The 21,381-nt window shown below is 57.4% G+C and carries 23 protein-coding genes, 1 other RNA gene and 1 pseudogene; 16 read left to right on the top strand and 9 right to left on the bottom strand.

Going from position 1 to position 21,381, the window contains the following annotated elements; all coding sequences use genetic code 11:
* Nucleotides 1–4 precede the first annotated feature (4 nt).
* From ACM5QY_RS20215 to ACM5QY_RS20230, 4 genes are all read left to right on the top strand, one after another.
* Nucleotides 5–1,081 (top strand): putative FMN-dependent luciferase-like monooxygenase, encoded by a 1,077-nt coding sequence (locus ACM5QY_RS20215; protein WP_416122408.1) that lies wholly within the window; start codon nucleotides 5–7, stop codon nucleotides 1,079–1,081.
* The gene (locus tag ACM5QY_RS20220; protein WP_416122409.1) at nucleotides 1,078–2,187 is read left to right on the top strand and encodes an alkylhydroperoxidase domain protein; all 1,110 of its coding nucleotides are present in this window, start codon (nucleotides 1,078–1,080) and stop codon (nucleotides 2,185–2,187) included. The genes ACM5QY_RS20215 and ACM5QY_RS20220 overlap by 4 nt, the downstream gene beginning before the upstream one ends.
* A complete protein-coding gene (locus ACM5QY_RS20225; protein ID WP_416122410.1) occupies nucleotides 2,180–3,040 on the top strand; it encodes a VOC family protein in 861 nt (286 codons plus the stop codon). Before ACM5QY_RS20220 ends, ACM5QY_RS20225 begins: the two co-directional genes overlap by 8 nt.
* A gap of 472 nt (nucleotides 3,041–3,512) precedes the next feature.
* Nucleotides 3,513–3,601: non-coding RNA, RtT sRNA (locus tag ACM5QY_RS20230), on the top strand.
* 242 nt (nucleotides 3,602–3,843) lie between these two features.
* Here the strand turns inward: ACM5QY_RS20230 and ACM5QY_RS20235 are convergent.
* Genes ACM5QY_RS20235 through ACM5QY_RS20245 form a run of 3 tightly spaced genes read right to left on the bottom strand, consistent with a single transcriptional unit; the run spans nucleotide 3,844 to nucleotide 5,982 of the window.
* Nucleotides 3,844–4,779 (bottom strand): phosphatidate cytidylyltransferase, encoded by a 936-nt coding sequence (locus tag ACM5QY_RS20235; RefSeq protein ID WP_195814081.1) that lies wholly within the window; start codon nucleotides 4,777–4,779, stop codon nucleotides 3,844–3,846.
* A complete protein-coding gene (locus ACM5QY_RS20240) occupies nucleotides 4,776–5,426 on the bottom strand; it encodes a lysophospholipid acyltransferase family protein (protein WP_195814082.1) in 651 nt (216 codons plus the stop codon). The genes ACM5QY_RS20235 and ACM5QY_RS20240 overlap by 4 nt, the downstream gene beginning before the upstream one ends.
* Nucleotides 5,410–5,982 (bottom strand): CDP-alcohol phosphatidyltransferase family protein, encoded by a 573-nt coding sequence (locus ACM5QY_RS20245; RefSeq protein WP_416122411.1) that lies wholly within the window; start codon nucleotides 5,980–5,982, stop codon nucleotides 5,410–5,412. The genes ACM5QY_RS20240 and ACM5QY_RS20245 overlap by 17 nt, the downstream gene beginning before the upstream one ends.
* 413 nt (nucleotides 5,983–6,395) lie before the next feature.
* On the opposite strand from ACM5QY_RS20245, the gene ACM5QY_RS20250 reads away from it, so the two are divergent.
* Both ACM5QY_RS20250 and ACM5QY_RS20255 read left to right on the top strand, forming a co-directional pair.
* Complete coding sequence (locus ACM5QY_RS20250; protein WP_104922765.1) at nucleotides 6,396–7,877, top strand: sugar ABC transporter ATP-binding protein; 1,482 nt, start codon at nucleotides 6,396–6,398, stop codon at nucleotides 7,875–7,877.
* A gap of 11 nt (nucleotides 7,878–7,888) precedes the next feature.
* The gene (locus tag ACM5QY_RS20255; protein ID WP_416122942.1) at nucleotides 7,889–8,884 is read left to right on the top strand and encodes an ABC transporter permease; all 996 of its coding nucleotides are present in this window, start codon (nucleotides 7,889–7,891) and stop codon (nucleotides 8,882–8,884) included.
* A gap of 45 nt (nucleotides 8,885–8,929) precedes the next feature.
* On the opposite strand, the gene ACM5QY_RS20260 is transcribed toward ACM5QY_RS20255, so the two are convergent.
* Nucleotides 8,930–9,481: a GNAT family N-acetyltransferase gene (locus tag ACM5QY_RS20260; RefSeq protein ID WP_416122412.1), complete on the bottom strand. Its 552-nt coding sequence runs from the start codon at nucleotides 9,479–9,481 to the stop codon at nucleotides 8,930–8,932.
* 25 nt (nucleotides 9,482–9,506) lie between these two features.
* Nucleotides 9,507–10,076, bottom strand: a complete 570-nt coding sequence (locus ACM5QY_RS20265) for a helix-turn-helix domain-containing protein (protein WP_416122413.1) — start codon at nucleotides 10,074–10,076, stop codon at nucleotides 9,507–9,509.
* 178 nt (nucleotides 10,077–10,254) lie between these two features.
* On the opposite strand from ACM5QY_RS20265, the gene ACM5QY_RS20270 reads away from it, so the two are divergent.
* From ACM5QY_RS20270 to ACM5QY_RS20310, 9 genes are read left to right on the top strand one after another with little or no spacing between them, the layout of a single operon-like run.
* Entirely contained in the window at nucleotides 10,255–11,112 is an 858-nt protein-coding gene (locus tag ACM5QY_RS20270; RefSeq protein WP_416122414.1) for a MerR family transcriptional regulator, read from the top strand.
* Nucleotides 11,105–11,557: a nuclear transport factor 2 family protein gene (locus ACM5QY_RS20275; protein WP_416122415.1), complete on the top strand. Its 453-nt coding sequence runs from the start codon at nucleotides 11,105–11,107 to the stop codon at nucleotides 11,555–11,557. The genes ACM5QY_RS20270 and ACM5QY_RS20275 overlap by 8 nt, the downstream gene beginning before the upstream one ends.
* Nucleotides 11,557–12,294 carry an SDR family NAD(P)-dependent oxidoreductase gene (locus tag ACM5QY_RS20280; RefSeq protein WP_416122416.1) on the top strand — a complete coding sequence of 246 codons (738 nt, stop codon included), beginning with the start codon at nucleotides 11,557–11,559 and terminating at the stop codon, nucleotides 12,292–12,294. The genes ACM5QY_RS20275 and ACM5QY_RS20280 overlap by 1 nt, the downstream gene beginning before the upstream one ends.
* Nucleotides 12,291–13,646: an NAD(P)/FAD-dependent oxidoreductase gene (locus tag ACM5QY_RS20285; protein ID WP_416122417.1), complete on the top strand. Its 1,356-nt coding sequence runs from the start codon at nucleotides 12,291–12,293 to the stop codon at nucleotides 13,644–13,646. The genes ACM5QY_RS20280 and ACM5QY_RS20285 overlap by 4 nt, the downstream gene beginning before the upstream one ends.
* Complete coding sequence (locus tag ACM5QY_RS20290; RefSeq protein WP_104922772.1) at nucleotides 13,643–14,359, top strand: DUF1365 domain-containing protein; 717 nt, start codon at nucleotides 13,643–13,645, stop codon at nucleotides 14,357–14,359. Before ACM5QY_RS20285 ends, ACM5QY_RS20290 begins: the two co-directional genes overlap by 4 nt.
* A gap of 2 nt (nucleotides 14,360–14,361) precedes the next feature.
* Nucleotides 14,362–15,594, top strand: coding sequence for a class I SAM-dependent methyltransferase (locus tag ACM5QY_RS20295; protein WP_416122418.1), 1,233 nt, complete (start codon nucleotides 14,362–14,364; stop codon nucleotides 15,592–15,594).
* The gene (locus tag ACM5QY_RS20300) at nucleotides 15,591–16,094 is read left to right on the top strand and encodes a DUF2878 domain-containing protein (protein ID WP_416122419.1); all 504 of its coding nucleotides are present in this window, start codon (nucleotides 15,591–15,593) and stop codon (nucleotides 16,092–16,094) included. Before ACM5QY_RS20295 ends, ACM5QY_RS20300 begins: the two co-directional genes overlap by 4 nt.
* Complete coding sequence (locus ACM5QY_RS20305; protein ID WP_416122420.1) at nucleotides 16,091–16,618, top strand: hypothetical protein; 528 nt, start codon at nucleotides 16,091–16,093, stop codon at nucleotides 16,616–16,618. The genes ACM5QY_RS20300 and ACM5QY_RS20305 overlap by 4 nt, the downstream gene beginning before the upstream one ends.
* A 22-nt stretch (nucleotides 16,619–16,640) precedes the next feature.
* Nucleotides 16,641–17,177, top strand: coding sequence for a DUF3833 domain-containing protein (locus tag ACM5QY_RS20310; protein ID WP_416122421.1), 537 nt, complete (start codon nucleotides 16,641–16,643; stop codon nucleotides 17,175–17,177).
* A gap of 4 nt (nucleotides 17,178–17,181) precedes the next feature.
* Here ACM5QY_RS20310 and yedA read toward each other — a convergent pair whose 3' ends face one another.
* A complete protein-coding gene (gene yedA, locus ACM5QY_RS20315; RefSeq protein ID WP_416122422.1) occupies nucleotides 17,182–18,099 on the bottom strand; it encodes a drug/metabolite exporter YedA in 918 nt (305 codons plus the stop codon).
* A gap of 224 nt (nucleotides 18,100–18,323) precedes the next feature.
* On the opposite strand from yedA, the pseudogene ACM5QY_RS20320 reads away from it, so the two are divergent.
* A pseudogene (locus tag ACM5QY_RS20320) lies at nucleotides 18,324–18,425 on the top strand (hypothetical protein); the annotation flags it as partial.
* A gap of 63 nt (nucleotides 18,426–18,488) precedes the next feature.
* Here the strand turns inward: ACM5QY_RS20320 and ACM5QY_RS20325 are convergent.
* The 3 genes from ACM5QY_RS20325 to ACM5QY_RS20335 are packed head-to-tail and all read right to left on the bottom strand — an operon-like array spanning nucleotide 18,489 to nucleotide 21,366.
* Nucleotides 18,489–19,259: an ABC transporter permease gene (locus tag ACM5QY_RS20325; protein ID WP_416122423.1), complete on the bottom strand. Its 771-nt coding sequence runs from the start codon at nucleotides 19,257–19,259 to the stop codon at nucleotides 18,489–18,491.
* A complete protein-coding gene (locus tag ACM5QY_RS20330) occupies nucleotides 19,256–20,200 on the bottom strand; it encodes an ABC transporter ATP-binding protein (protein WP_416122424.1) in 945 nt (314 codons plus the stop codon). Before ACM5QY_RS20330 ends, ACM5QY_RS20325 begins: the two co-directional genes overlap by 4 nt.
* Nucleotides 20,197–21,366, bottom strand: a complete 1,170-nt coding sequence (locus ACM5QY_RS20335) for an ABC transporter permease (RefSeq protein WP_416122425.1) — start codon at nucleotides 21,364–21,366, stop codon at nucleotides 20,197–20,199. The genes ACM5QY_RS20330 and ACM5QY_RS20335 overlap by 4 nt, the downstream gene beginning before the upstream one ends.
* Nucleotides 21,367–21,381 lie beyond the last annotated feature (15 nt).

Genomic DNA, 21,381 nt, shown 5'->3' on the forward strand with positions numbered 1-21,381 from the left:
CATTATGAGCAGCAAACGTCTTGGGTTTTTCACCCGACTTCTGGATAACACCAGCGCGCAGGAGCGTTACCGGCTGGCGACCGAGCAAATTATTCACGCCGAGCAGCTGGGTTTTGACTCCGCATGGGTCGCGCAGCACCATTTTCACGAAGCGGAAGGCGGCCTGCCCGCCCCGCTGGTTTTCCTTGCGCAGGTTGCAGCACACACCCGCTTTATCCGTCTCGGGACCGGCGTTATTACGCTGCCGATGGAAAATGCGGTGCGCGTGGCAGAAGACACCGCCGTGCTGGATTTACTCTCCGGCGGACGACTTGAAGTCGGGTTGGGCTCCGGCGGAACGCCGTCGTCATTCCTGCCATTCGGGTTTGAAAGCAGCGAGCGCGGCGCGGTGTTTGGCAGCAATCTGCAAACCCTGCTGACCGCCTGGCGCGGCGAACCGCTGGCGGGCACCGATAACCGGTTGTATCCGGCGGCACCGCATCTGGAAAAACGCGTCTGGCAGGCCACATTCTCGGTTGACGGCGGCGCGCGGGCCGGGAAATCCGGCGACGGGCTGATGCTTTCGCGTACCCAGCCACGTCCGGCGAATGCGCCAGATTTACGTCTCGACGAACTGCAAAACCCGATTATCGATGCCTATCTCGACGCGCTGCCGGAAGGCGTTGCGCCACGCATCATGGGCTCACGCACGGCATTCGCGACTGAAAACGGCGACGAAGCCCGTGAATTGGCACAAAAAGGTTTACGCCGTCAGGCGGAAAATCACCGTGCCAGCGGGCAGATTGTTCTGGGCGACACGCTGGATGATTACATCCGCACGTTTGACGTCCATCTCGGCACCGCAGAACAGGTGACCGCCACGTTACAGGCCGACACCGCGCTGGCCCGCGTCACCGATCTGGCGTTCCAGGTGCATTCCATCGATCCGCCACATCCGTACATTTTGCGCTCCATTGAACTGATTGCGCGTCACGTCGCACCTGCCCTGGGCTGGGTTCGCCGCACGCCGCTGCGCCACGTTTCCACCTCATCCGCCGACCCTACGTTCTCAAAGGCTGCATCTACACAGGACAACTTATGACCACTTATTCGACTGACCTGCTGGAAAAACTGGCTGACATTGCGCCGTCTTCTGAACTGAAACAGGCACGCGACACCCGCGACGCCGCGACCCGCCACGCGCAAGGCAGCTACGATGCGCTGTTTACCGAACAGGACGGCGTGGATTTCTCGCTGGCCGAGCGCCTGCGTTTAGCGCAAAACGTCGCGCGCTGGCACGGCGATTCGCAGCTGACCAATCACTATTCCGAGCGTTTGCAGGATTTGCCGGATATCGACGAAACCGCCCGTCTCGACGCCGCGCTGACCCACGGCGAGCGCCTGAGTTTCAAACCCGCCAGCGCCACGCCAGCGCATTTGCAGGCACTCAAAAAAGCCGGCTGGTCGGTGGATGCCATCGTCACGATTTCGCAGCTGATTGCTTTCGTCAGTTTCCAGAGCCGCGTGCTGCGCAGTTACCGTCTGATTGGCGGCAAACCGGTGGAAAACGGCAGCAATAAACCAGTGGGCGCCGCGTTCTGGCGCACCGAACCGAACACCCACAGTGGCCGTGACGCGCCGCAGGCTTTCACGCAGGAGGAACTCGGCTGGGAACCGTGGATCCCGTCCAAAAAACTGGAGGAATTTGATGAAGCCCAGCAGGCAATTCTGGCGAAATTCGGCCATACCGATTCCGACTATTTCCGTCTGTTAGGCCGCAACCTGCCGGTGCTTGAGCAACGCACGCTGACCGACAAAGGCATTTTCTACACGTCCGGCGGCCTGCCGCGTAAAGAGCGCGAACTGGCGGCCACCGTGGCCAGCAAAATCAACGGCTGTATTTACTGTGCGTCGGTGCATTCGCGCAAAGCCAGCCAGCTTTCCAAACAAACCGAAGACGTCCAGCGGCTGATCGACACCCCGCCGGGCGGCATTCTCAGCAAGGAACAATCTCCGCGCTGGCAGGCTGAAATTGATTTCGCCGCCGCACTCTCCGCCACGCCGCCGGTCGCCACGCCGGAACACATTAAGGCGTTGCGCGATCAGGGTCTGAGCGAACTGGAAATCGTCGATCTGGCGCAGTCTGCGGCGTTCTTCGCCTGGGCAAACCGCCTGATGTTAACGCTGGGAGAACCGTTTAATGACTGATTCACAGACTTCTCAACGTTTGGTTCCGCAGCTGGATCACGTGGTGATTAACGTCGCCGAACAGCTCAACGGTGCCGAGCAGCAGTTCCGCCGTCTCGGCTTCCAGCTCACCCCGCGCGGCCATCATTCGCTCGGTTCCAGCAATCATCTGGCGATTTTCGGCGAGAACTATCTGGAACTCCTCGGGTTCGAGCCGGGCAATGCGCATACGCGTAAAGATCTCTGGCAGGCTCCGCTCGGCCTCACCGGTCTGGTGTGGAAAACGCAGAATTCGAACGCCGTGTTTGACCATCTGCAACAGCAAAACATTGCGGGTTCGGCACCGGCAGAATTCTTCCGTCCGGTGGCGCTTAACGACGGCACATCGCCCAACGCCCGTTTCCGCACCGTCCCGCTGGCTGCCGACCGCGTACCCAATGGCCGCAGTTTCTTCTGCCAGCACCTGACCCCGGAACTGGTGTGGCGCACCGAGTGGCAAAACCACCCGAACGGCGTCGCGGACATCACCGGTTTTGTGATTTCCGCTGCCTCCCCGCAGGCCGCCGCAAAAGTGTACGGTGAACTGTTCGGCACAGAAGCCTTGCAGAGTGGGGCTGAAGGCGTAACTTTGCGCGCCGGTCGCGCAACCGTCCGGTTTGTGACGCCAGAGCAGGCGCAGGCCGAGTTCGGGATCGTGCCCGAGGGGGAAAATGGCAGTGCGCGGATGATCGGGTTAGAATTTGCGACGAGGTCGCTGGATGCCGTGCGCAATAGCCTGCGCGTGGGGGAAATTTCGTTTAGTGACTTAACCAGCCGGGTTTTGGTTCGCGCAGCGGATTCACTGGGGGTGGCGGTGAGATTTAGCGAAGAATAAATTCAACATCAACATCAACATCAAGGTCGTGGGCGTCGGCCCACACCGACTTGGGGGCGGCCTATCGCCGCCGCCCCAAGACCCCCAGGCTCTTAAACTGCGCGCTGCCGCTCGCTGGCTATGTTTCAGCAACTCCGGTAAGTGCCGCAAACGCCGCCGCTGCGCGGTACTTTCGCTTCGGGTTCGAACCTGCTCGGAAAAGACTCTCGCCGTTTCTCACCTCTCACTCAACGTCGTTTTGAATGCGGCCAGGGGGTATGTAAATCGAAAGATTGATGCTGGCTGGTTTTGATTTGCTCCTTCCCCTTGGCAAGGGGAAGGACGGGATGGGGTTCGAAATGGCAACTTTAAAGCTGAGTTGTTTGCAAAACCCCCTCCCAACCTCCCCCTTCGCAGGGGGAGGAGCAAACCAGTCGTTCGCGGAAGCTTGCTGAATTACATAGTCGTGGCCGCTTTCAGAAGCTTGCCGTGCGAAAAGTTTCGAGACCTGTGGCTCGAGCCGAGCGAAGCGAGACAGCGTCACGAAGTGACGACCCGAAGGGCGAGGCCGCAGGCCGAGTAACACCGAGTGAAGGTACCGCGCAGCGGCAAGTTTTCGCGGCAATAGCGGTGGCACCTGAAACATAGCCAGCGAGCGGCAGCGCGCAGTTTAAGAGCCCGGGATTCTCAAGGGTGGTGGCGATAGACCACCCTTGAGGCCGGTTTGGGTGGCAACCCAAGATTTTGACCTTCGTTAAGCGATCACCGCACATAAAAAACCGAAAGTCGCTGTGGGCCGACTCGCCCACAACCTTGGCATTAAACTACGTAAAGTAAAACCTGATCAGGTGAAAAAACACCGGCGCTGCAAAACACAACGAATCAATGCGATCCATCATCCCACCGTGACCTTCGATCATCGCGCCGAAATCCTTCACCCCGCGGTCACGCTTAATCGCCGACATACACAAACCCCCGGCGAAGCCGAGCAGAGTGATGACCAGCGAAATCAGCGCGGCCTGCCACGGAGCGAACGGGGTGATCCACCACAGCAATGTCCCGACCAGCGTGGCACTGAGGATCCCGCCGACAAAGCCTTCGAGGGTTTTGTTCGGGCTGAGACGCGGCGCAATCGGGCGTTTGCCGAACAGCTTGCCGAACACGTACTGCAACACGTCAGAAATCTGCACCACAATCATCAGGAACAGCAGCAGTTTGATGTTCTGGTTTTCGTAACCGGGAATGTTCAGCATCAGCAAGGCGGGCGCGTGGCTGATGCAGTAAACCGCCAGCATCATGCTCCACTGAATCTTCGCGCTGCGTTCGAGGAAGTTGACCGTGTCTCCGGCAAGCGCCATACGGGTGGGGATAAACAGAAACGCGTAGACCGGGATGAAGATCGCAAACGTGCCGTACCAGCGTTCGCCGACCAGCAAATATTGCAACGGCAGCATGATGAAGAAACACCAGAACAGCGCTTCGTGGTCGCCGCGCCGGGTGGGCGTCAGCGTGATGCATTCGCGCAAGGCCAGGAACGACATCACGGCAAACAGCAGCGTCGAGCCGATCGGGCCGAACCACATCGCCATCACCGACAAAATGCACATCATCCACCAGGCGCGGATGCGGGCATTGAGGTTGGCGACGACCGGCGTATTACCTTTCACCAGCGCAATCAGATAGCCCAGAATGCTGGCAATCAGCAGCAGACCAAACAATCCGCACAGTAAATAAACTAACGATTTATCCTGAAAATTCATGGTGCCAGTGTCTCCAGAGCAGCCCGCGCACGAAGCAGAAATTCCGCTTTCTCTTCCCCTTCCCGGATACTTTCAACCGGTTCGCCAAACGTCGCCGAACACAGGATCGGCACCACCAGCCGGGAACCTTTCGGCAGCACGCGGTTGAGGTTTTCGAGATACACCGGCACCAGTTCGACATCCGGGTTCATTTTCGCCAGATGCCAGATCCCGCTTTTAAACGCCGAGATTTCCTCGCCGTTGCCACGGGTGCCTTCCGGGAAAATAATCAGCGACTGGCCTTTTCTCAGCGGGTCGTTCATCAGTTCAAGCGCATTGTTCGGCTGTTCCGACTGCTTTTCAGCAGGACGCCGTTTGATCAGCACCGCGTTAAACACCCGGCGCGCGATGTAGCGGCGCAATTTCGAGGAGAGCCAGTAATCTGCCGCCGCTACCGGACGAACCTGCGGGCGCAGATGACCGGGCAGGCTGGCCCAGATCACCATGCCGTCGAGATGGCTGGAGTGATTGGCGTAGTAAATGCGTGCCTGTTTATCCGGTAACGGTGCCAGCCAGCGGGCGCGGACGCCGGTCAGCAGGCGGCAAAGTCGCACCAGAAAACCGGCCACCAGCCGGCCATCCAGCGGTAATTTAGTGCGAGGTTCCATCGTTATCTCCCTCAGTTCCGGCCTTTTCATGCAGTTCACGCAAAATACGCGCACCGCGACGCCAGCAGGTAAGCAGCGCGCCGAGTGCAATGATCACCAGACAAATCAGCAGCAGAAGTTGCCCCCACTGCGACGGCAGGAAAATCGCAATCACCGCGCCCGCAAACAGAATCGCCATGCGGTGCTGCTTTGCCATCGGCCCGAGAAATTGCTGTTTCAGCCCGCAGGTGCCACCCAGTAACCGCAAATACGCCGTCATCAGTGCCAGCAGCGCCGCAATCCAGCCCAGCGTGACGGCCTCCGGCATCGCGATAAGTCCGTAGCCGACACCCGCCAGAATCAGCGTGTCGGAAACGCGATCCGGTAATTCGTTATAAACCGGCCCCGCCGGGCTGGCCATGCCGCCTTCCACCGCCACCATGCCGTCGAGCAGGTTGCAGATAAGCCGCCCCTGAATCATCAGCGCCGCCAGCAGCAGAAGAAATCCGCGCCAGAAAGCCGTATCGCAATAAAATGCCAGCAGAAAACACAGCCCGGACACCAGCGCAAAACCCATGCTGGCCACCGAAATCTGGTTGGGCGTAACCCTTTATTCTTTAACCAGACCGCGCTGTTTTTGGCCCAACGTTTATCCCGGGTGGCAATCGGTCGCCGATCCTTGAGATTTAAGTCCATAAATAATATCCCTTTATTATTGAAACCTGATAACCCTGTCATCTATAAGCCTTTGTAAGGCATCCAGATAATAGTGAAGTTGCCTGCACGGTGATATGTTTTTGTTAAGCCACCGTCAATAAATGTCTTCCTGCGCTTATGCCGATTTCTGCATCTCTTAGATCTTTTAATTGGTTGATTAAATCACACAATATGTTAAAACTCTGCTACATCACATTTTAGACGGCTAAACGTCTGAAGCTCCACGTCCCCCGTTTAGAAGGCCAACGTCCAGTGACCGCTTCCCGTCTTGAGATGCGTAACATCTCGATTTCATTTGCCGGTTTTCCCGCACTTCGCCAGGTCGATTTCACGCTGGAAGGCGGATCCGTCCATGCGCTGGTCGGTGCAAACGGTGCAGGAAAATCAACGCTGATGGCTGCCCTTTCCGGCACGCACGATCATTACACCGGGCAGATCACCATTGACGGCGAACCGGTGAACATCAAACTCCCGCACCACGCGCGTGCTCATGGCATTCATCTGGTCCAGCAGGAAGTCGATGTCGCGCTGGTGCCTACGCTCAACGTTGCTGAAAACATCATGCTGGACCGGCTTTCCGAGCCCGGTCACCTGCACAACTGGCCGCGTTTATACCGTCAGGCGCAGTTGCTGGTAGAACAGCTTGGCCTGAACATCAGCCTGAAAGCCCGTATCGAAAACTGCACGCTGGCCGAGAAACAGCTGATTTTGCTGGCGCGCGCGTTATCGCATAAATGCCGTTTCCTGATCCTCGATGAACCGACCGCGCCGCTGGATCAGGCAGAAAGCGCCCGCCTGTTTGCGCTGGTGCGCAAGCTGAAAAATGCGGGCATGGCGGTGGTCTTTATCTCCCACCGTATTCATGAACTACGCGAAATCTGCGACCGCATGACGGTGCTGCGCGACGGACGTCTGGTCAGTGATGACAGCATGGACGGCCTGAGCAACGAGCAGATCATCGAGAAAATGATCGGCCATCAGCTCGATGATATTTATCCGCCACGCCGTCCGCCGCACAGCGGAGAAACGCTGCTGCACATTCACGGCATGCACGACAAAGACAAACTGCGCGATATCTCGCTGCGTCTGCACCGGGGTGAAATTCTCGGTATTGCCGGGCTGGCGGGCGCAGGGAAAACCGAGCTGTGCAAAGCACTGTTTGGCGCGACGCCCAGTCAGGTCGAAAGCGGCGAGCTGAACGGCAAACCGTGGAAACCGAAAGAACCGCATCTTTCCGTGGAACAAGGTCTGGCGTTAGTGCCGGAAGAACGGCGCAAGGAAGGGATTTTCATTGATGAAAATATCCCGATGAACCTCAGCGTCACCGCCGATGACTCGTTTTCGCGCTGGAGTATTTTCAGTAAACGCCAGTCGCTGTCGTGGGCGAAAGACATTATCAGCCGCTTAGGCATTCGCGCTTCCGGGCCGATGCAGAAGCTGGCGAGGCTTTCCGGGGGTAACCAGCAAAAAGTGGCTATCGGAAAATGGCTGCGCAGTGAGAGTCAGGTGTTGATTTTTGACGAACCGACCAAAGGCGTAGACATCAAGGCCAAAACGGACGTGTTCAGGCTGATTGACGGCCTGGCGCAACAGGGAAAAGGCATTATTTATGCTTCCGGTGAGTTCGCCGAACTGGTCGGTTTATGCGACCGCATTCTGGTGTTATGGGATGGCCGCATCGTGGCCGAACTGGACGCCGCAGACGTCGACGAAGAAACCTTATTAGTCTATTCAACCGGAGGAACCCCCGCGTGAGCAAAGCCGTGGTGAGTAAAGAAAGTACATTGGCAGCGGGTCAGCCCTGGCGTCACCAGCTGTTCGAGTTTTTGTATAAATGGGGCATGTTGCTGACGGTTGTGCTGCTGATCGCCGCGTTTGGCGTGGCCTCGGATAACTTCCTTGAACCGTCGAACATCATCAATATTCTGCGTTCCATCGCCATCGTGACGGTGATTGCCATCGGCGTATCGATCTCGCTTTCGGTCGGCGGCTTTGATTTGTCGGTTGGCTCAACGGCGTCACTCGCCAATGCGCTGGTGATTTCGATGTTCGTCTGGCACGGCTTTGGCACCACCGAAGCCATTCTGATCACGCTCGCGCTGTGTACGCTGGTCGGTCTGTTTAATGCCTTCCTGATTGTTATCCTGAAAATCCCTGACATGCTCGCCACCCTCGCCAGCCTGTTCGTCATTCAGGGCGCAGCGATGACCTACAGCTACGGCGGTTCGATCACAGAAAACATGGTGCTGCCGAGCGGCGATATGGCAGAAGGCACTGTCCCGGCGGTGTTCAGCCTGCTGGGCCAGGTGCCGGTGATTGTGATCGTGATGGCGGTGGTGACAGTCGCGGTGCAACTGTTTATGTCCCTGACCAAGCATGGCCGCCGCATGTACGCCATCGGCGGCAACCCGCTGGCCGCGCGCCTTGCGGGGATCCGCACCGCGCGTTACCGCGTGATTGCGTATGTAATCTCTTCGGTTCTGGCTGGCGCAGGCGGCATTTTGCTGGCGTCGCGTATCGGGTCATCACAGGTAAACGCCGGTGGCGGTTACCTGATGGACGCCGTCGCCGCCGCGTATATCGGTTTTTCCCTCGCCGGTTCCGGCAAACCGAATGCGTTAGGCACGCTGCTCGGCGCCGTCATTCTGGGCGTTCTGTCGAACGGGCTGGTGATGTTATCAGTGCCGTATTATGCGATGGATATTATTAAAGGATTGGTGCTGGCGGTGGCGCTGGCGTTGACGTACATACAGAAGCGGTAGCTTTTGAGCTCCCTCCCCTGCGAAGGGGAGGAGTAAATAATCCTTTCACTTCAGCACCTTAAACATCACACTCGTCGACTCCAGCACGCCTCCCGTCGACATCGCATACTGCGGAATGACCCCGCTCAGCGTAAAACCCTGATTCTCATATAACGTCTGCGCCGGGCTGCCGGTCACCGTATCGAGCACCAGCAGCGTTTTGCCTTCCTGGCGCGCCAGCGCTTCCACCGCATCCATCAGCTTTTTCGCCACGCCCTTACGGCGTCCTTCGGGATGTACCATCAGTTTTACCACGTCGCCGCGGTGGATGCCGTTACCAGGCTGACCGACCACCAGCTGAACGGTGCCGATGATTTTTCCGGCTTCGCGGGCGACCAGAAGACGTTTTTCGCCCCGCTCAAAAGCCGGTAAAAGCTTTTGCCAGAACGCCTGCGCCTGCACGAATCCGAACGGCAGAATGAACCCGATGCTTGCGCCCAGCGCCACCGACTGCATCAGGGTTTCTGCCAGCGCATCCAGATCCGCCTCCGGCAATACACCGCCCTGCACTTCACTTATCACTACATCACTTCCAGGTACATCGTTGCCGTTTTGCATAAAAATGAACCTTACTCTGTCAGATTTAAGGACGTGAAATCACAATGGCATAGCGGGCATCCGCCGGGCCGGGAACGTGGAATGACGAGGTGCCGTGAAGATGAAAACGCAGGCAATCTCCGGCCTCAAGCCGGTAAATGCGGGAATCGAGCGTGAACTCCAGAATGCCTTCCAGCATCCAGATATGTTGCTCGAGGCCGTCCACCGGCGGGGAGTCATACGCAATTGTGGCACCGGCTTTTAACGTGCCGGAAATCAGTTCGGCGCGAAAACCCGGTGCGGGCGGTGAAACGGAACGGCGCTCAAAACCGGTTTCATGATCGTGCCAGACGGGCTGCTGCGCGGCGCGGATAAGCTCCGGCGGGTTGTCTTCCAGCGCCATCAGCAGACGGGATGTTGTCAGCCCGTAGGCCGCACTCAGCTTGCCCAGCAGTGACGCCGTTGGGCTGGTTTCTGCCCGCTCGACACGCGACAGCGTCGCCCGGCTGACGCCCGTGCGCTGCGCCAGTTGTTCCAGCGACCAGCCCTGGCTGATGCGTAATTCCGCCAGCCGTTCGGCCAGACGCAGATCGTGACTGTCCTGTCCTTCGTCCATTTTTCGCCCCTCGAAAATCTCAATAAAGGGAAAATATCTCTCATTTGAGAAATTCGCAAGTTAAAAGAGTGTAAGAAGAAAGTATGAGCCAAGTTGTACAGAAATAATAAAGTTGTACAACTTTCAGATCTGACGCTAGAGTTATCCTATAAGTGGTGTGAATATTTTGGATTTAACTATGTCTCTTTACAGCATCGGCGAAGTCGCGCGTATTTGTGGTATCAACCCGGTCACGCTGCGTGCATGGCAGCGCCGCTATGGCTTGCTTAAACCGCAGCGCACCGAAGGCGGTCACCGCCTTTTTAATGATGATGATCTCGATACCATCCGCACCATTTTGGGCTGGATCAATCGCGGCATTCCCGTCGGTCAGGTGAAATCTCTGCTGGAAGGCAAAGTTGAGGCGTTACCGGGCGGCTGGTCGCAGGCGGAACACCGTCTTCTGACCGCGCTACAGGATGGCCGCAGCAGCAAAGTGCGTCAGTTGGTTATCGAACTGGGCCGGGAATATCCGGCCGCCTCGTTTGTGAATAACGTGCTGCGCCCTTTGCGTGAACGGCTGAGCGGGGATTCACGGCTGCTGATGCTACGCAGCCAGCTGGACGGGCTGATTATTGAACACGCCGTGATGTGTATGAATGCTGCACGCAAACGGCCCGGAACGCCGGCAACGCTCACCGGCTGGGGGCAAGTTGACAGCACTGAGCTGTGGCTCGAAGCCATTTTGCGTTGCGAAGAAGGCATGCAGGTGGACGTATTGCCGGTTTCGCTCGATGAGCCGCACCTGGAAAATCTGAGCGGCTCGAAAATATTGTTATGGTCCGAAGGCAAACTGACGCAAATCCAGCGCCAGCGACTTCTGGGCTGGGTGGAACAGGGCCTGTCGATTACGCTTTTGGGCAGCGCGGCGATTATTCTCAGCGCCGGAGAAAATGAATCCCAACACGCTAATGCCGCCGGGGCCTTACGACATGCTGACCTCCTCGCAACGCCTGAGAGGGAGCCTTTGCACAAAGAAGGAAAAAATCATGATTAAACATTTTCCTGAGCCCGCAATAGCGCCCGATGTTCTGTCGCGGCTTTGCGAATTTTATCGTCATCTGGAAATGAGCCAGTTGCCCCAGCTTTCGCGCATCTATCATCCGCACGTGGTGTTTATCGATCCGGTTTCTCATTACGACGGCGTGGACGCGCTCGAACGCTATTTTTCGCAGTTGCTCAGGAAAGTGAATTATTGCCGTTTTGAAATTCAGTCTCCCCTGCTGCAGGGCGACGAAGCGTCGCTGTTCTGGCAGATGGAATTTTCGCACCCGTCACTGAAAAAAGGACAGGCCATGTTTTTGCACGGTGCGAGCCATGTCCGCCTGAGCGACAACCGCATTATTTATCAGCGCGATTATTACGACCTCGGCGCGATGTTGTACGAACATTTGCCGCTGCTCGGCGGCGCAGTCCGCGCTGTGAAAGCGAGGTTGAAATAATGCGCCACGTACTGATCACCGGTGCCAGCTCGGGCATCGGAAAGCAACTGGCGCAGGATTACGCCGCAGAAGGCTGGGAAGTCACGGCGTGCGGGCGCGATGAGGCAAAACTTATCAGCACGGCGGCGGCCAGCCCGCTGATCGTTCCGTTACCTTTTGATATCACCGATTTACAGGCCACGCGTCAGGCATTGCAGGGCGTACAGGCCGATTTAGTGATTCTGTGCGCCGGAACCTGCGAGTACATCGATAACGGTGTGGTGGAAGCCGAAAAAGTCATGCGCGTCATGAACACCAATTTCATCGGCCCGGTGAATTGTCTCGACTCCCTGCTTCCTGGTTTAGCGCCCGGCAGCCGGGTTGCGCTGGTGGGTTCCACCGCGTGGCTTTTGCCCTTCTCGCGCAGCGAAGCGTATGGCGCATCGAAAGCCGCGCTGGCCTTTTTCGCACGTTCACTGAGCGTCGATCTGGCTTCGCGTCAGATTCATATTTCGCTCATCCAGCCGGGATTTGTGGAAACACCGCTAACCGCGCAAAACAATTTCCCGATGCCGATGATGATTACCGTCACGCAGGCTTCACAGCATATCCGTAAAAAGCTGGCGCGCGGCGCCAGCGAAATTGCTTTCCCGCCCCTTTTCGCCGGTTTCCTTAAGGTGGCGTCGTTGCTGCCGGTCAGCCTGCAAAAGTGGTTATGTCGAAAAATGGTGCCTGTGCGTAAAGAAGGTAAAAGATGACAACAAAAGTGGCGATCGTAGGAAGCGGCATCTCAGGTCTGAGCTGTGCGTGGATGCTGGCGAAAAGCCAGCCCGATTGCGAGATTACGGTCTTCGAATCGTCGGCAACCCTTGGTGGACATACGGCCACGCAGGATGTGATGTCGGACGGTAAAGCCTATGCCATCGATACCGGTTTTATTGTGTATAACTCACGCACCTATCCGCATTTTATCGCGCTGCTCAAAGAACTGGGCATTGAAGGCCAGCCGACGGAAATGAGTTTCTCCGTGCGCAATCCGGTGACTAAACTGGAATACAACGGACATTCGCTCAACAGTTTGTTCGCCCAGCGGCGCAATCTGTTCAGGCCGAAATTCTGGCGCTTTATTATAGAAATTCTGCGTTTTAACAAACTCTGCAAGGCGCGCCTGCTGAACCCGCACAATGACGAGGACACGCTGGCCGATTTGCTCGACCAGAACGGCTTTTCGCCGTTTTTTGCGCTGCATTATGTGTTGCCGATGGGCGCGGCGATCTGGTCGTCTTCGCTGGGCGATATGGCGAATTTTCCGTTGTCGATGTTCCTGCGGTTCTTCGATAACCACGGGTTGCTGGATGTCACAAACCGCCCGCAATGGATGGTGGTGCCCGGCGGCTCGCGGGAATATATCCATCGTATGCAATCGCAGCTACCCGCCCGCGTGAAACTGCTGACCAGTGCACCGGTCAGTAAAGTGATCCGCTCCTCGTGCGGCGTGGTTGTGCATTCTGCGCAGGGCGAAGCGCAATTCGATCAGGTCATTTTCGCCTGCCATTCCGATCAGGCACTGGCGATTTTGGGTGATCAAGCCACCAGGGATGAACGCGCCATTCTCAGCGAACTGCCTTATCAGGCCAACGACGTGATCCTGCATACCGATACCCGCCTGCTGCCGCGCGAAAAACGCGCCTGGGCGAGCTGGAATTATCAGTTGCCCAATACGCTGGTTACCGCGTCGCGCGCGGACATGCGTGACGGCAATCCATCAAACACCCGCCGCGCCAGCGTGACCTACAACATGAATATCTTGCAGGGGCTGGATGCGCCGAAAACCTTCTGCGTTTCGCTCAATCCGCTGACGCCGGTTGACGCCAGCAAGGTGTTGTTCAGCGCCACTTACCTGCATCCCGTGCTGAACGTCGCCAGCCATCATGCGCAGCAGCAGCGATACCAGATCAACGGCCATAACCGCACCTGGTTCTGCGGCGCTTACTGGTACAACGGCTTTCATGAAGATGGCGTCAACAGCGCCCGCGACGTGGTCGAACAACTGAACCTGCTACTTTACCGCGAAAGTACCCACGGGCAGGCTGAACGGGAGGCGTCATGAACAGCACGTTGTACGTCGGCACGGTGCGCCATCGCCGGTTTACACCGGTTGATCACCGTTTCGATTACGACATTTTCATGCCGCTGATTGATCTCGATGAGCTGGAGCAACTGCCGGAAGTCGGGATTAAGCTTGAGCGCTTTTCTCCCGCCAGCTTTCGCCGCAAGGACTATCTGGGCGGCGGCGATATCAAAACCAAAGCGCAGGACAGAATTGCTGAACTGACCGGCGATCGTCCCGACGGGCGGGTTATGTTGCTCTGCCAGCTGTGTTACTTCGGCTGTTATTTCAATCCGGTCAATTTCTACTACCTTTATGATAAGACCGGAATTTTGCGCTGGATGCTGGCCGAGGTGCGAAACACGCCCTGGAACGAACGCCACACCTACGCCGTGCTGCCCGACGGCTCGCAACCGGTTCCGAAAGCCTTCCATGTGTCGCCGTTCAATCCGATGGACATGGTCTATCACTGGCGTCTGACACCCCCGGGAAAAGAATTACACATCACTATCGAAAATCACCGCAAAGAACGGGAATTCGATGCTGCCCTGTCGCTGACCGCCCGCCCGCTCACCCGCGATGCGTTGCGCCAGCAGTTGTGGCGGCTGCCTGTCATGACTGCAAAAACTGCCCTGACCATTTACTGGCAGGCGGTAAAACTGTGGCTAAAACGGGCCCCCATTTATTCTCATCCTCCTGTTGATAAGGACTGACCATGAGCCAACCCGAAGTGCAACTCGTCCGTGAGGGGGCGATGAACCGGCGCAGCAAGGCTGCACGCGCACTGATTCTCGGCGTATTAAAAAATCTGAATGGCGCAGGGTTAACGCTGCGTGAACCGGGCGAAGACGCGGTATTTTTTGGCGACCCGACCGCGCCTTTGCAGGGTGAAATTGAAGTCCATGATTTGCGCGCTTACCGCCGGGTTTTGCTCGGCGGAAGTATTGCGGCAGGCGAAAGCTTTATTGATGGCGACTGGACGACGCCCAATCTGACCACGGTTTTGCAACTGCTGGCAGAAAACATGAAGCTGGTGGATAAAATCGAAGCGCGTCTGAGCTGGCTGAGCACGCCGCTTAACAAGATGATTCACTTTTTCCGTCGCAACAGCCTGGCGCAGGCACGCAAAAACATCTCGGCGCATTACGATCTCGGCAACGATTTTTATCAGGGTTTTCTGGATGAGAAGATGCTCTATTCCTCCGCCTGGTACCAGGAAACGCAGATGACGCTGGAACAGGCGCAGGAAGCCAAAATGCGCCGTTTGTGTGACCAGCTCGAACTGCATGCGGGCGATCATCTGCTGGAAATCGGCACCGGCTGGGGCGCGATGGCGGAATTTGCGGCCCGGGAATACGGCTGCAAAGTCACCACCACGACCATTTCCCGCGAGCAGTTTCAGTACGCCCGTGACCGCATTGAAAAAGCCGGGCTCAGCGACCGCGTCACCGTCTTGTTTGAGGATTATCGTTCCCTGCGCGGCCAGTTCGACAAACTGGTTTCCATCGAAATGATTGAAGCCGTCGGCAAGCGCTATCTTTCGACTTTCTTCAAACGCTGCAATGCCCTGTTAAAACCGCAGGGACGGCTGGCGATTCAGGCGATCACCATTGCCGATCAGCGTTATGCCAGCTACAGCCGCAACGTCGATTTTATCCAGCGCTACGTGTTCCCCGGTGGATTTCTCCCGTCCATTACCGCCATGAATCAAACCATGACCCGCTGTACCGGGCTGGTGGTCCGCGACCTGTTCGACATCGGCTTTGATTACGCCCGCACGTTGCACGAATGGCGCGAACGGGTTCAGCGTTACTGGAATACCCAGCCGGATGGGGTTCAGGACGAACATTTCCGCCGCCTGTGGCTGTTTTATCTGTGCTATTGCGAGGCCGGATTCCGTGCCCGTACCATCAGCACCGTGCAGCTTATCGCCGAGCGACGTGGATGAAACCGTTGCGCTTCTGGCTGATGACGCTGGGCTTTGATGTCTGGTGGACGCTGGCCGTCTGGGGGCGCGAACGGTTTATCGTTCTGCTGGTGCTGAGCAGTTTTCTGATGCTGGCGTTCACGCCTTCGTCTCGCCGTTTATGGGTGGCGGTCGCCTGTACGCTGGGCATCATGCTCGATTCGTTGTGGTGTATTGCCGGCCTGTTTGAATTTACGGGCTCACAGGCCGTGCCGCCGTGGATGATGGCACTCTGGCTGGGGTTCAGCGCCTGGTGGCTGTGGCTGCTGGGCGAAATACGTCTGACGTGGTACTGGCTGATCCCGCTCGGTGCGGTCAGCGGTCCGCTGGCGTATTACCTCGGTATGCAGTTCGGCGCGATGCAGCTTATTGCCCCACCGGTTTACGTCTGGCTGGCGCTTGCCGCCGGATGGGCCATTTTCCTGCCGCTGATCAGCCTGCCGGTATTGCTCACCAATGCCAGGCTGCGGAGAACCCGATGAAACGTTTATTGATGCTTACAGTCGCGCTGCTGTTTTCATTCCCGGCCTTCGCCGCCACGCCGTGGGATAACTGGCGACAGGTCGGGCACGCCACGCTGAGCTGGGGGCCGTTTGACGTTTATGACTCGCAGTTGCTGACACCGGAGGGGCACTATCAGGCGCAGAAATGGCCGCAGGCTTTAGTGATCAACTATTTGCGCAGCATCGACCGTGAGGAACTGACCAAAGCCACAGAAGAACAGTGGCAGGCGCTCGGGTTGCTGGAACAGGCGCGGAAAAATGACTGGCTGAACAGCGTTGAAAAAACCTGGCCGGACGTCAGTAACGGCAGCGGAATCGTTTTTCTGGCCAATGAAAACGGCGGGCAATTTTACAGCCGCGCGCCCAACAGCGTGCTGTTCCAGGCCATCGGCGAACCCTTCACTCCGGCGTTCCGCGATGCATTTTTGGCGATATGGCTTTCGCCTGCCACACAATATCCTGATTTACGCAGCAAGCTCATCGGCGCAACGGCGTCCGATTAACGTTTATCCGACCGGAGGTTTTATGACTGTCCTGCGCAAAATGCTTTTACCCCTGCTGGCGGCCTGTGCGCTGCTGCTGACCAGTTGCAGCGCCAGCATCAAAGATTATGCACAAACGCAGCCAAAGCTGGATATCTTCGCGTATTTTGCCGGTGATACCGTGGCTTACGGCATGGTGCAGGATTACAGCCATAAACAAACCCGGCGTTTTACCGCCAAAATTCATGGTGATGTGGTGGCAGACACGCTAACGCTGCATGAAGATTTTGTGTATGACGACGGCGAGAAACAGACCCGCGTCTGGCGCATCCGTAAACTCGCGGACGGCCGCTATACCGGCACGGCGGGCGATATTATCGGCACCGCAACCGGGCAATCGGCGGGGAATGCGTTCAACTGGAAATATGTCATGGACGTGAAATCAGGCGGCAGCACGTACCGCCTGACCTTCGACGACTGGATTTACCAGCAGGACGAACAGCATCTGTTTAACATTACGTCGCTGAGAAAATTCGGCGTCGAAGTAGCGCGCGTGACGCTGTTCTTTGAGAAGAAGTAAGGGGTTAAACCTTCACTTCCTTGATCACCGTTTTGCGGCGGCCGAAGACCAATTTACCCAGCGTCACCAGCAGAACGGCGCAAAGAATGATGCCTAAGGCCACCCATTCGACCGGCGAAAGGGATTCGCCGGCAAAGCCGATGCCCAGTAAAACGGCAACGATCGGGTTGACATAGGCATAGCTGGTGGCGACGGCGGGACGCACGGTTTTCAGCAGGAACATGTAGGCGCTGACGGCAATCATCGAACCGAAAACCACCAGATAACCCAGCGCCAGAAAACCGCTCAGCTTGGGTACCGCAGCAAGATGTTCACCGCTTATCCGGCTGACCACCAGCAATACCACGCCCGCAATAATCATTTCCGCCGCACCTGCCATCAGGCCTGCGGGCAACGTCAGGCGGGAACTCCATACCGAACCAAACGCCCAGCTTAATGAGGCCAGTAAAATCAGCGCAGCGCCCCACGGATTGCCTTCCAGATTGCTGCCGGTATTAAGCAGCACAATCCCGAACAGACCGATCGCCACACCGGTCCATTCCAGGCGGCTGTTGGGCATTCCCCACAAACGGCTGAAACACAGCGTAAACAGCGGAACGGTGGCGACCATCACGGCGGCAATGCCCGACGGCACCTGCATATGTTCGGCGACCGTGACCAGACCGTTACCGACCGAGAGCAGTAAAATGCCCACCGCACCGGCAGCCATCCACTGTCTGAGCGTCGGCACTTTATGCCCGCGCAGCAGCAAAAACGTGAACATAATGCATCCGGCTACAAAGAAGCGCAGCCCGGCCATCATCAGCGGCGGCCAGCTTTCCACGCCCACGCGGATCACGAAATAGGTAGAACCCCAGATAAAATACAGCGCAAACAGTGCTGCGATTAACGGCAGCAGGGAACGGGTAGCAGAACCAGTCATAGTAATAACTTATTAGCGTGATAACGAAGGCAAACAGTTAACGCTATCCGCCTGATTTCCGGCAAGGGAATCTGTGCGATCGCGTCAAAATGTTGCTAAAAAGTTTCTGCATATGACAAAAAATAAGAGGCGTTAGCGGATAACGTAATTAGCGCATGAATAGTGTGTTGCAGGAGGAGGTAAACAATTTATAATTCGTCGTTCAAATTTCCGAGGTACTGCACATGAATTCGCTTGGCAAAAAATTATTTATCGCACTGTTCGGCCTGATGGCGATTGGCGCAATTGGCGGCGTGATGGTCGCGGGTTATGCGGTGGTGATTCAGGACGACGCCAAACCGGTGAGCGATAACGACGCCCCTTCAGGAGTTCCGGCGCCGTCTTCGACGTCAGCGCACTGATTCACCGCCAGACCGCTGCTGCCACCGTTGCAGCCAGCGGCTCCAGCGTTCAAACAGCATATCCACGCAAATCGCCAGCAGTGCGACAATTACCGCGCCCTGCAAAACATACGCCGTATTAAAGCCGCTCAGACCGATAATAATCGGCGACCCGAGGCTGGATGTCCCGACCGTTGATGCAATCGCCGCCGTCCCGATGTTAATGATCACCGACGTGCGGATCCCGGCAATAATCACCGGTGCAGCCAGCGGAATTTCGACCTTTCTCAGCATCTGCCAGCGGCTCATCCCGACGCCCTGCGCAATTTCGCGTGCCGACGCAGGCACAGATTCAATACCGGCAATCGTTCCCTGCAAAATGGGCAGCAAACCGTAAAGCACCAGCGCAATAATCGCCGGTTTTTCGCTGAACCCCATCACCGGTACGGCCACCGCCAGCACGGCGACCGGCGGAAACGTCTGCCCCATCGCCACCAGCGTTTCGACCAGCGATCGGAATTCTTTCCCCGCCGGACGCGTCACGCCCACGCCCGCCGCTACGCCAATCACCACCGCTATCAGGCTGGAAACACCGACCAGCAACAGGTGCGCGTCCACCAGCGAGGCGAAACTCTCCTGCTGATACACCGGCCTGCTGAGTTCGGGGAACATCCAGTGGAACAGGCTGCCCAGTGACGTCATCCCGAAAATCAGCGCCAGCAGGAGCGCCAATACCCAGGGGAAAGGGTCCATGAAGATTCGCCGTAAACCGCGTGTCATAGGCCGTTCCCTGTCGTCGTCAGATCCGCAAAATGCAGCACGCCCACCGGCTGCCCCTGCTCATCCACCACCGGCAGTTGCTGAACCTGCTGCGCGACAAATTTTGACAGCGCCTGACTCAGGCTCATCGACGCAATCAGCGGTTTTTCGCGGCCCGCGTAAAATTCGCCCTGCCGCGTGCGCGAACCGACTTCCTGCAAGGACAGCAAACGGATGCCCATATCGCTGCCGCCGAAGAAATCACGCACGAACGGCGTCGCCGGTTTGGTCAGTAATTCCAGCGGCGTGCCCTGCTGCACCACTTGTCCGTCATTCATCAGCACGATGCGGTCGGCCAGCGCCAGCGCTTCGTCGATGTCATGCGTCACCAGTACAATGGTGCGGTGCGACAGCTTATGAATACGCGCCACTTCTTCCTGCAACGTCGCGCGCGTCACCGGATCGAGCGCGCCAAACGGTTCGTCCATCAGCAGGACTTCCGGGTCTGACGCCAGCGCACGCGCCACGCCGACACGCTGCTGTTGCCCGCCGGAAAGCTGGTGCGGATACCGCGTGCGGAACTGTTTCGGATCCAGGTTCAGCAGCCCGAGTAATTCGGTCACGCGGTCGCGGATTTTGGCCTTCGGCCATTTCAGCAACTGCGGCACAGTGGCGATGTTCTCTTCCACCGTCCAGTGCGGAAACAGGCCAATCGACTGAATGGCGTACCCCATCCGGCGGCGTAAATCCTGCGCACGAAATTTTTCAATCGGTTCACCGGCAAAGAGAATTTCGCCGCGATCGTGCTCTTCCAGCCGGTTGATCATCTTCAGCGTAGTGGATTTCCCCGAACCGGACGTGCCGATCAGCACGGTGAATTCGCCTTTCGCCATTTCCAGCGTCAGGTCACGCACGACTGCCTTGCCAGCAAAGTGTTTACTTACCTGCTTGAAATGAATCATCTGCGTGAAGTTTCCAATATTGAGACTGCGAATTTAAAGAGGCTGTCGACCACTACGGCCATCAGAACCGCCGGGATCACCCCCAGCAGCACCAGATCCAGCGCGCTGCTTAACAGGCCCTGGAACATAATCGCCCCCAGCCCGCCCGCGCCGATCAGCGCCGCGACCATCGCCATACCGACGGTTTGCACCGCCACAATGCGGATGCCGGTGAGAATAACCGGCAGCGCAATCGGCATCTGCACGCGGAAAAAAACCTGACTCCGGTTCATGCCCATGCCGCGCGCGGATTCAGTCACCGCCTCCGGCACGGAATCGAGCCCCGCAATCACACCCCGCACCAGCGGCAGCAGGGAATAGAGCACCAGCGCGATAATTGCCGGCGCCAGCCCGATACCGCTGATCCCATGATCCGCCAGCCACGGCAGCGCTTTTGCCAGCCCGGCCAGCGGCGCGAGCAGCAAGCCAAACAACGCAATCGACGGTACGGTCTGAATAATGTTAAGCACCGACAACACCGGCCCGCGCCAGCGCGCGTTGCGGTGACAGAGTAAACCGACCGGCAGGCCGATCAGCACTGCAGGCACCAGCGTGCCGAACAAAATCCCCAGATGCTGCCACAGCGCGTCGTTAAAAACGTCCGAACGGTTGTCGTACTCTTTCAGCAGCGACAGCTCCGAAAGCTGGCCGTAAAACAGCAGCAACACCACCGGGATCAGCATCTGGATATTGAGCAAAAGGCGCAGGGTATGATTGCGGGTGAAACGGGAAATGGCGTCGGAGGCAATCAGTAAGCACATCGCCGCTGCCGCCCAGAAACCACCGCCGAGCGAGGTGCGCGCAATACTCTCTTCGTTGCCGCCGGTCAGTTGCACCGCGGTGTGTCCGGCCAGCCAGACCAGCGCCGCCAGCAGAATTTCTGCCAGCAACATCACCAGCAAATAACTCCGGCCATACAGTGTGAGAAAGGCACTGATTACCAGCAACACCACTGGCAGGAGCACAAAAAAGGTGTAGCCGTGTAGCAGCGAGGCCAGCGAAATGCCCTGCCCCGACACCAGCCGGTTAGGCGCATGGCTGAGAAAGGCCAGACCGGAACCGGCCAGCAATAACAGGAAAACCAGCGTCAGCAGTACGCGGTTTTTAACGGGAGAATGATGAGCCAAAACGTTACCTGATTT

The sequence above is a fragment of the Rahnella sp. PCH160 genome, assembly GCF_047784855.1.
Classification (GTDB): domain Bacteria; phylum Pseudomonadota; class Gammaproteobacteria; order Enterobacterales; family Enterobacteriaceae; genus Rahnella.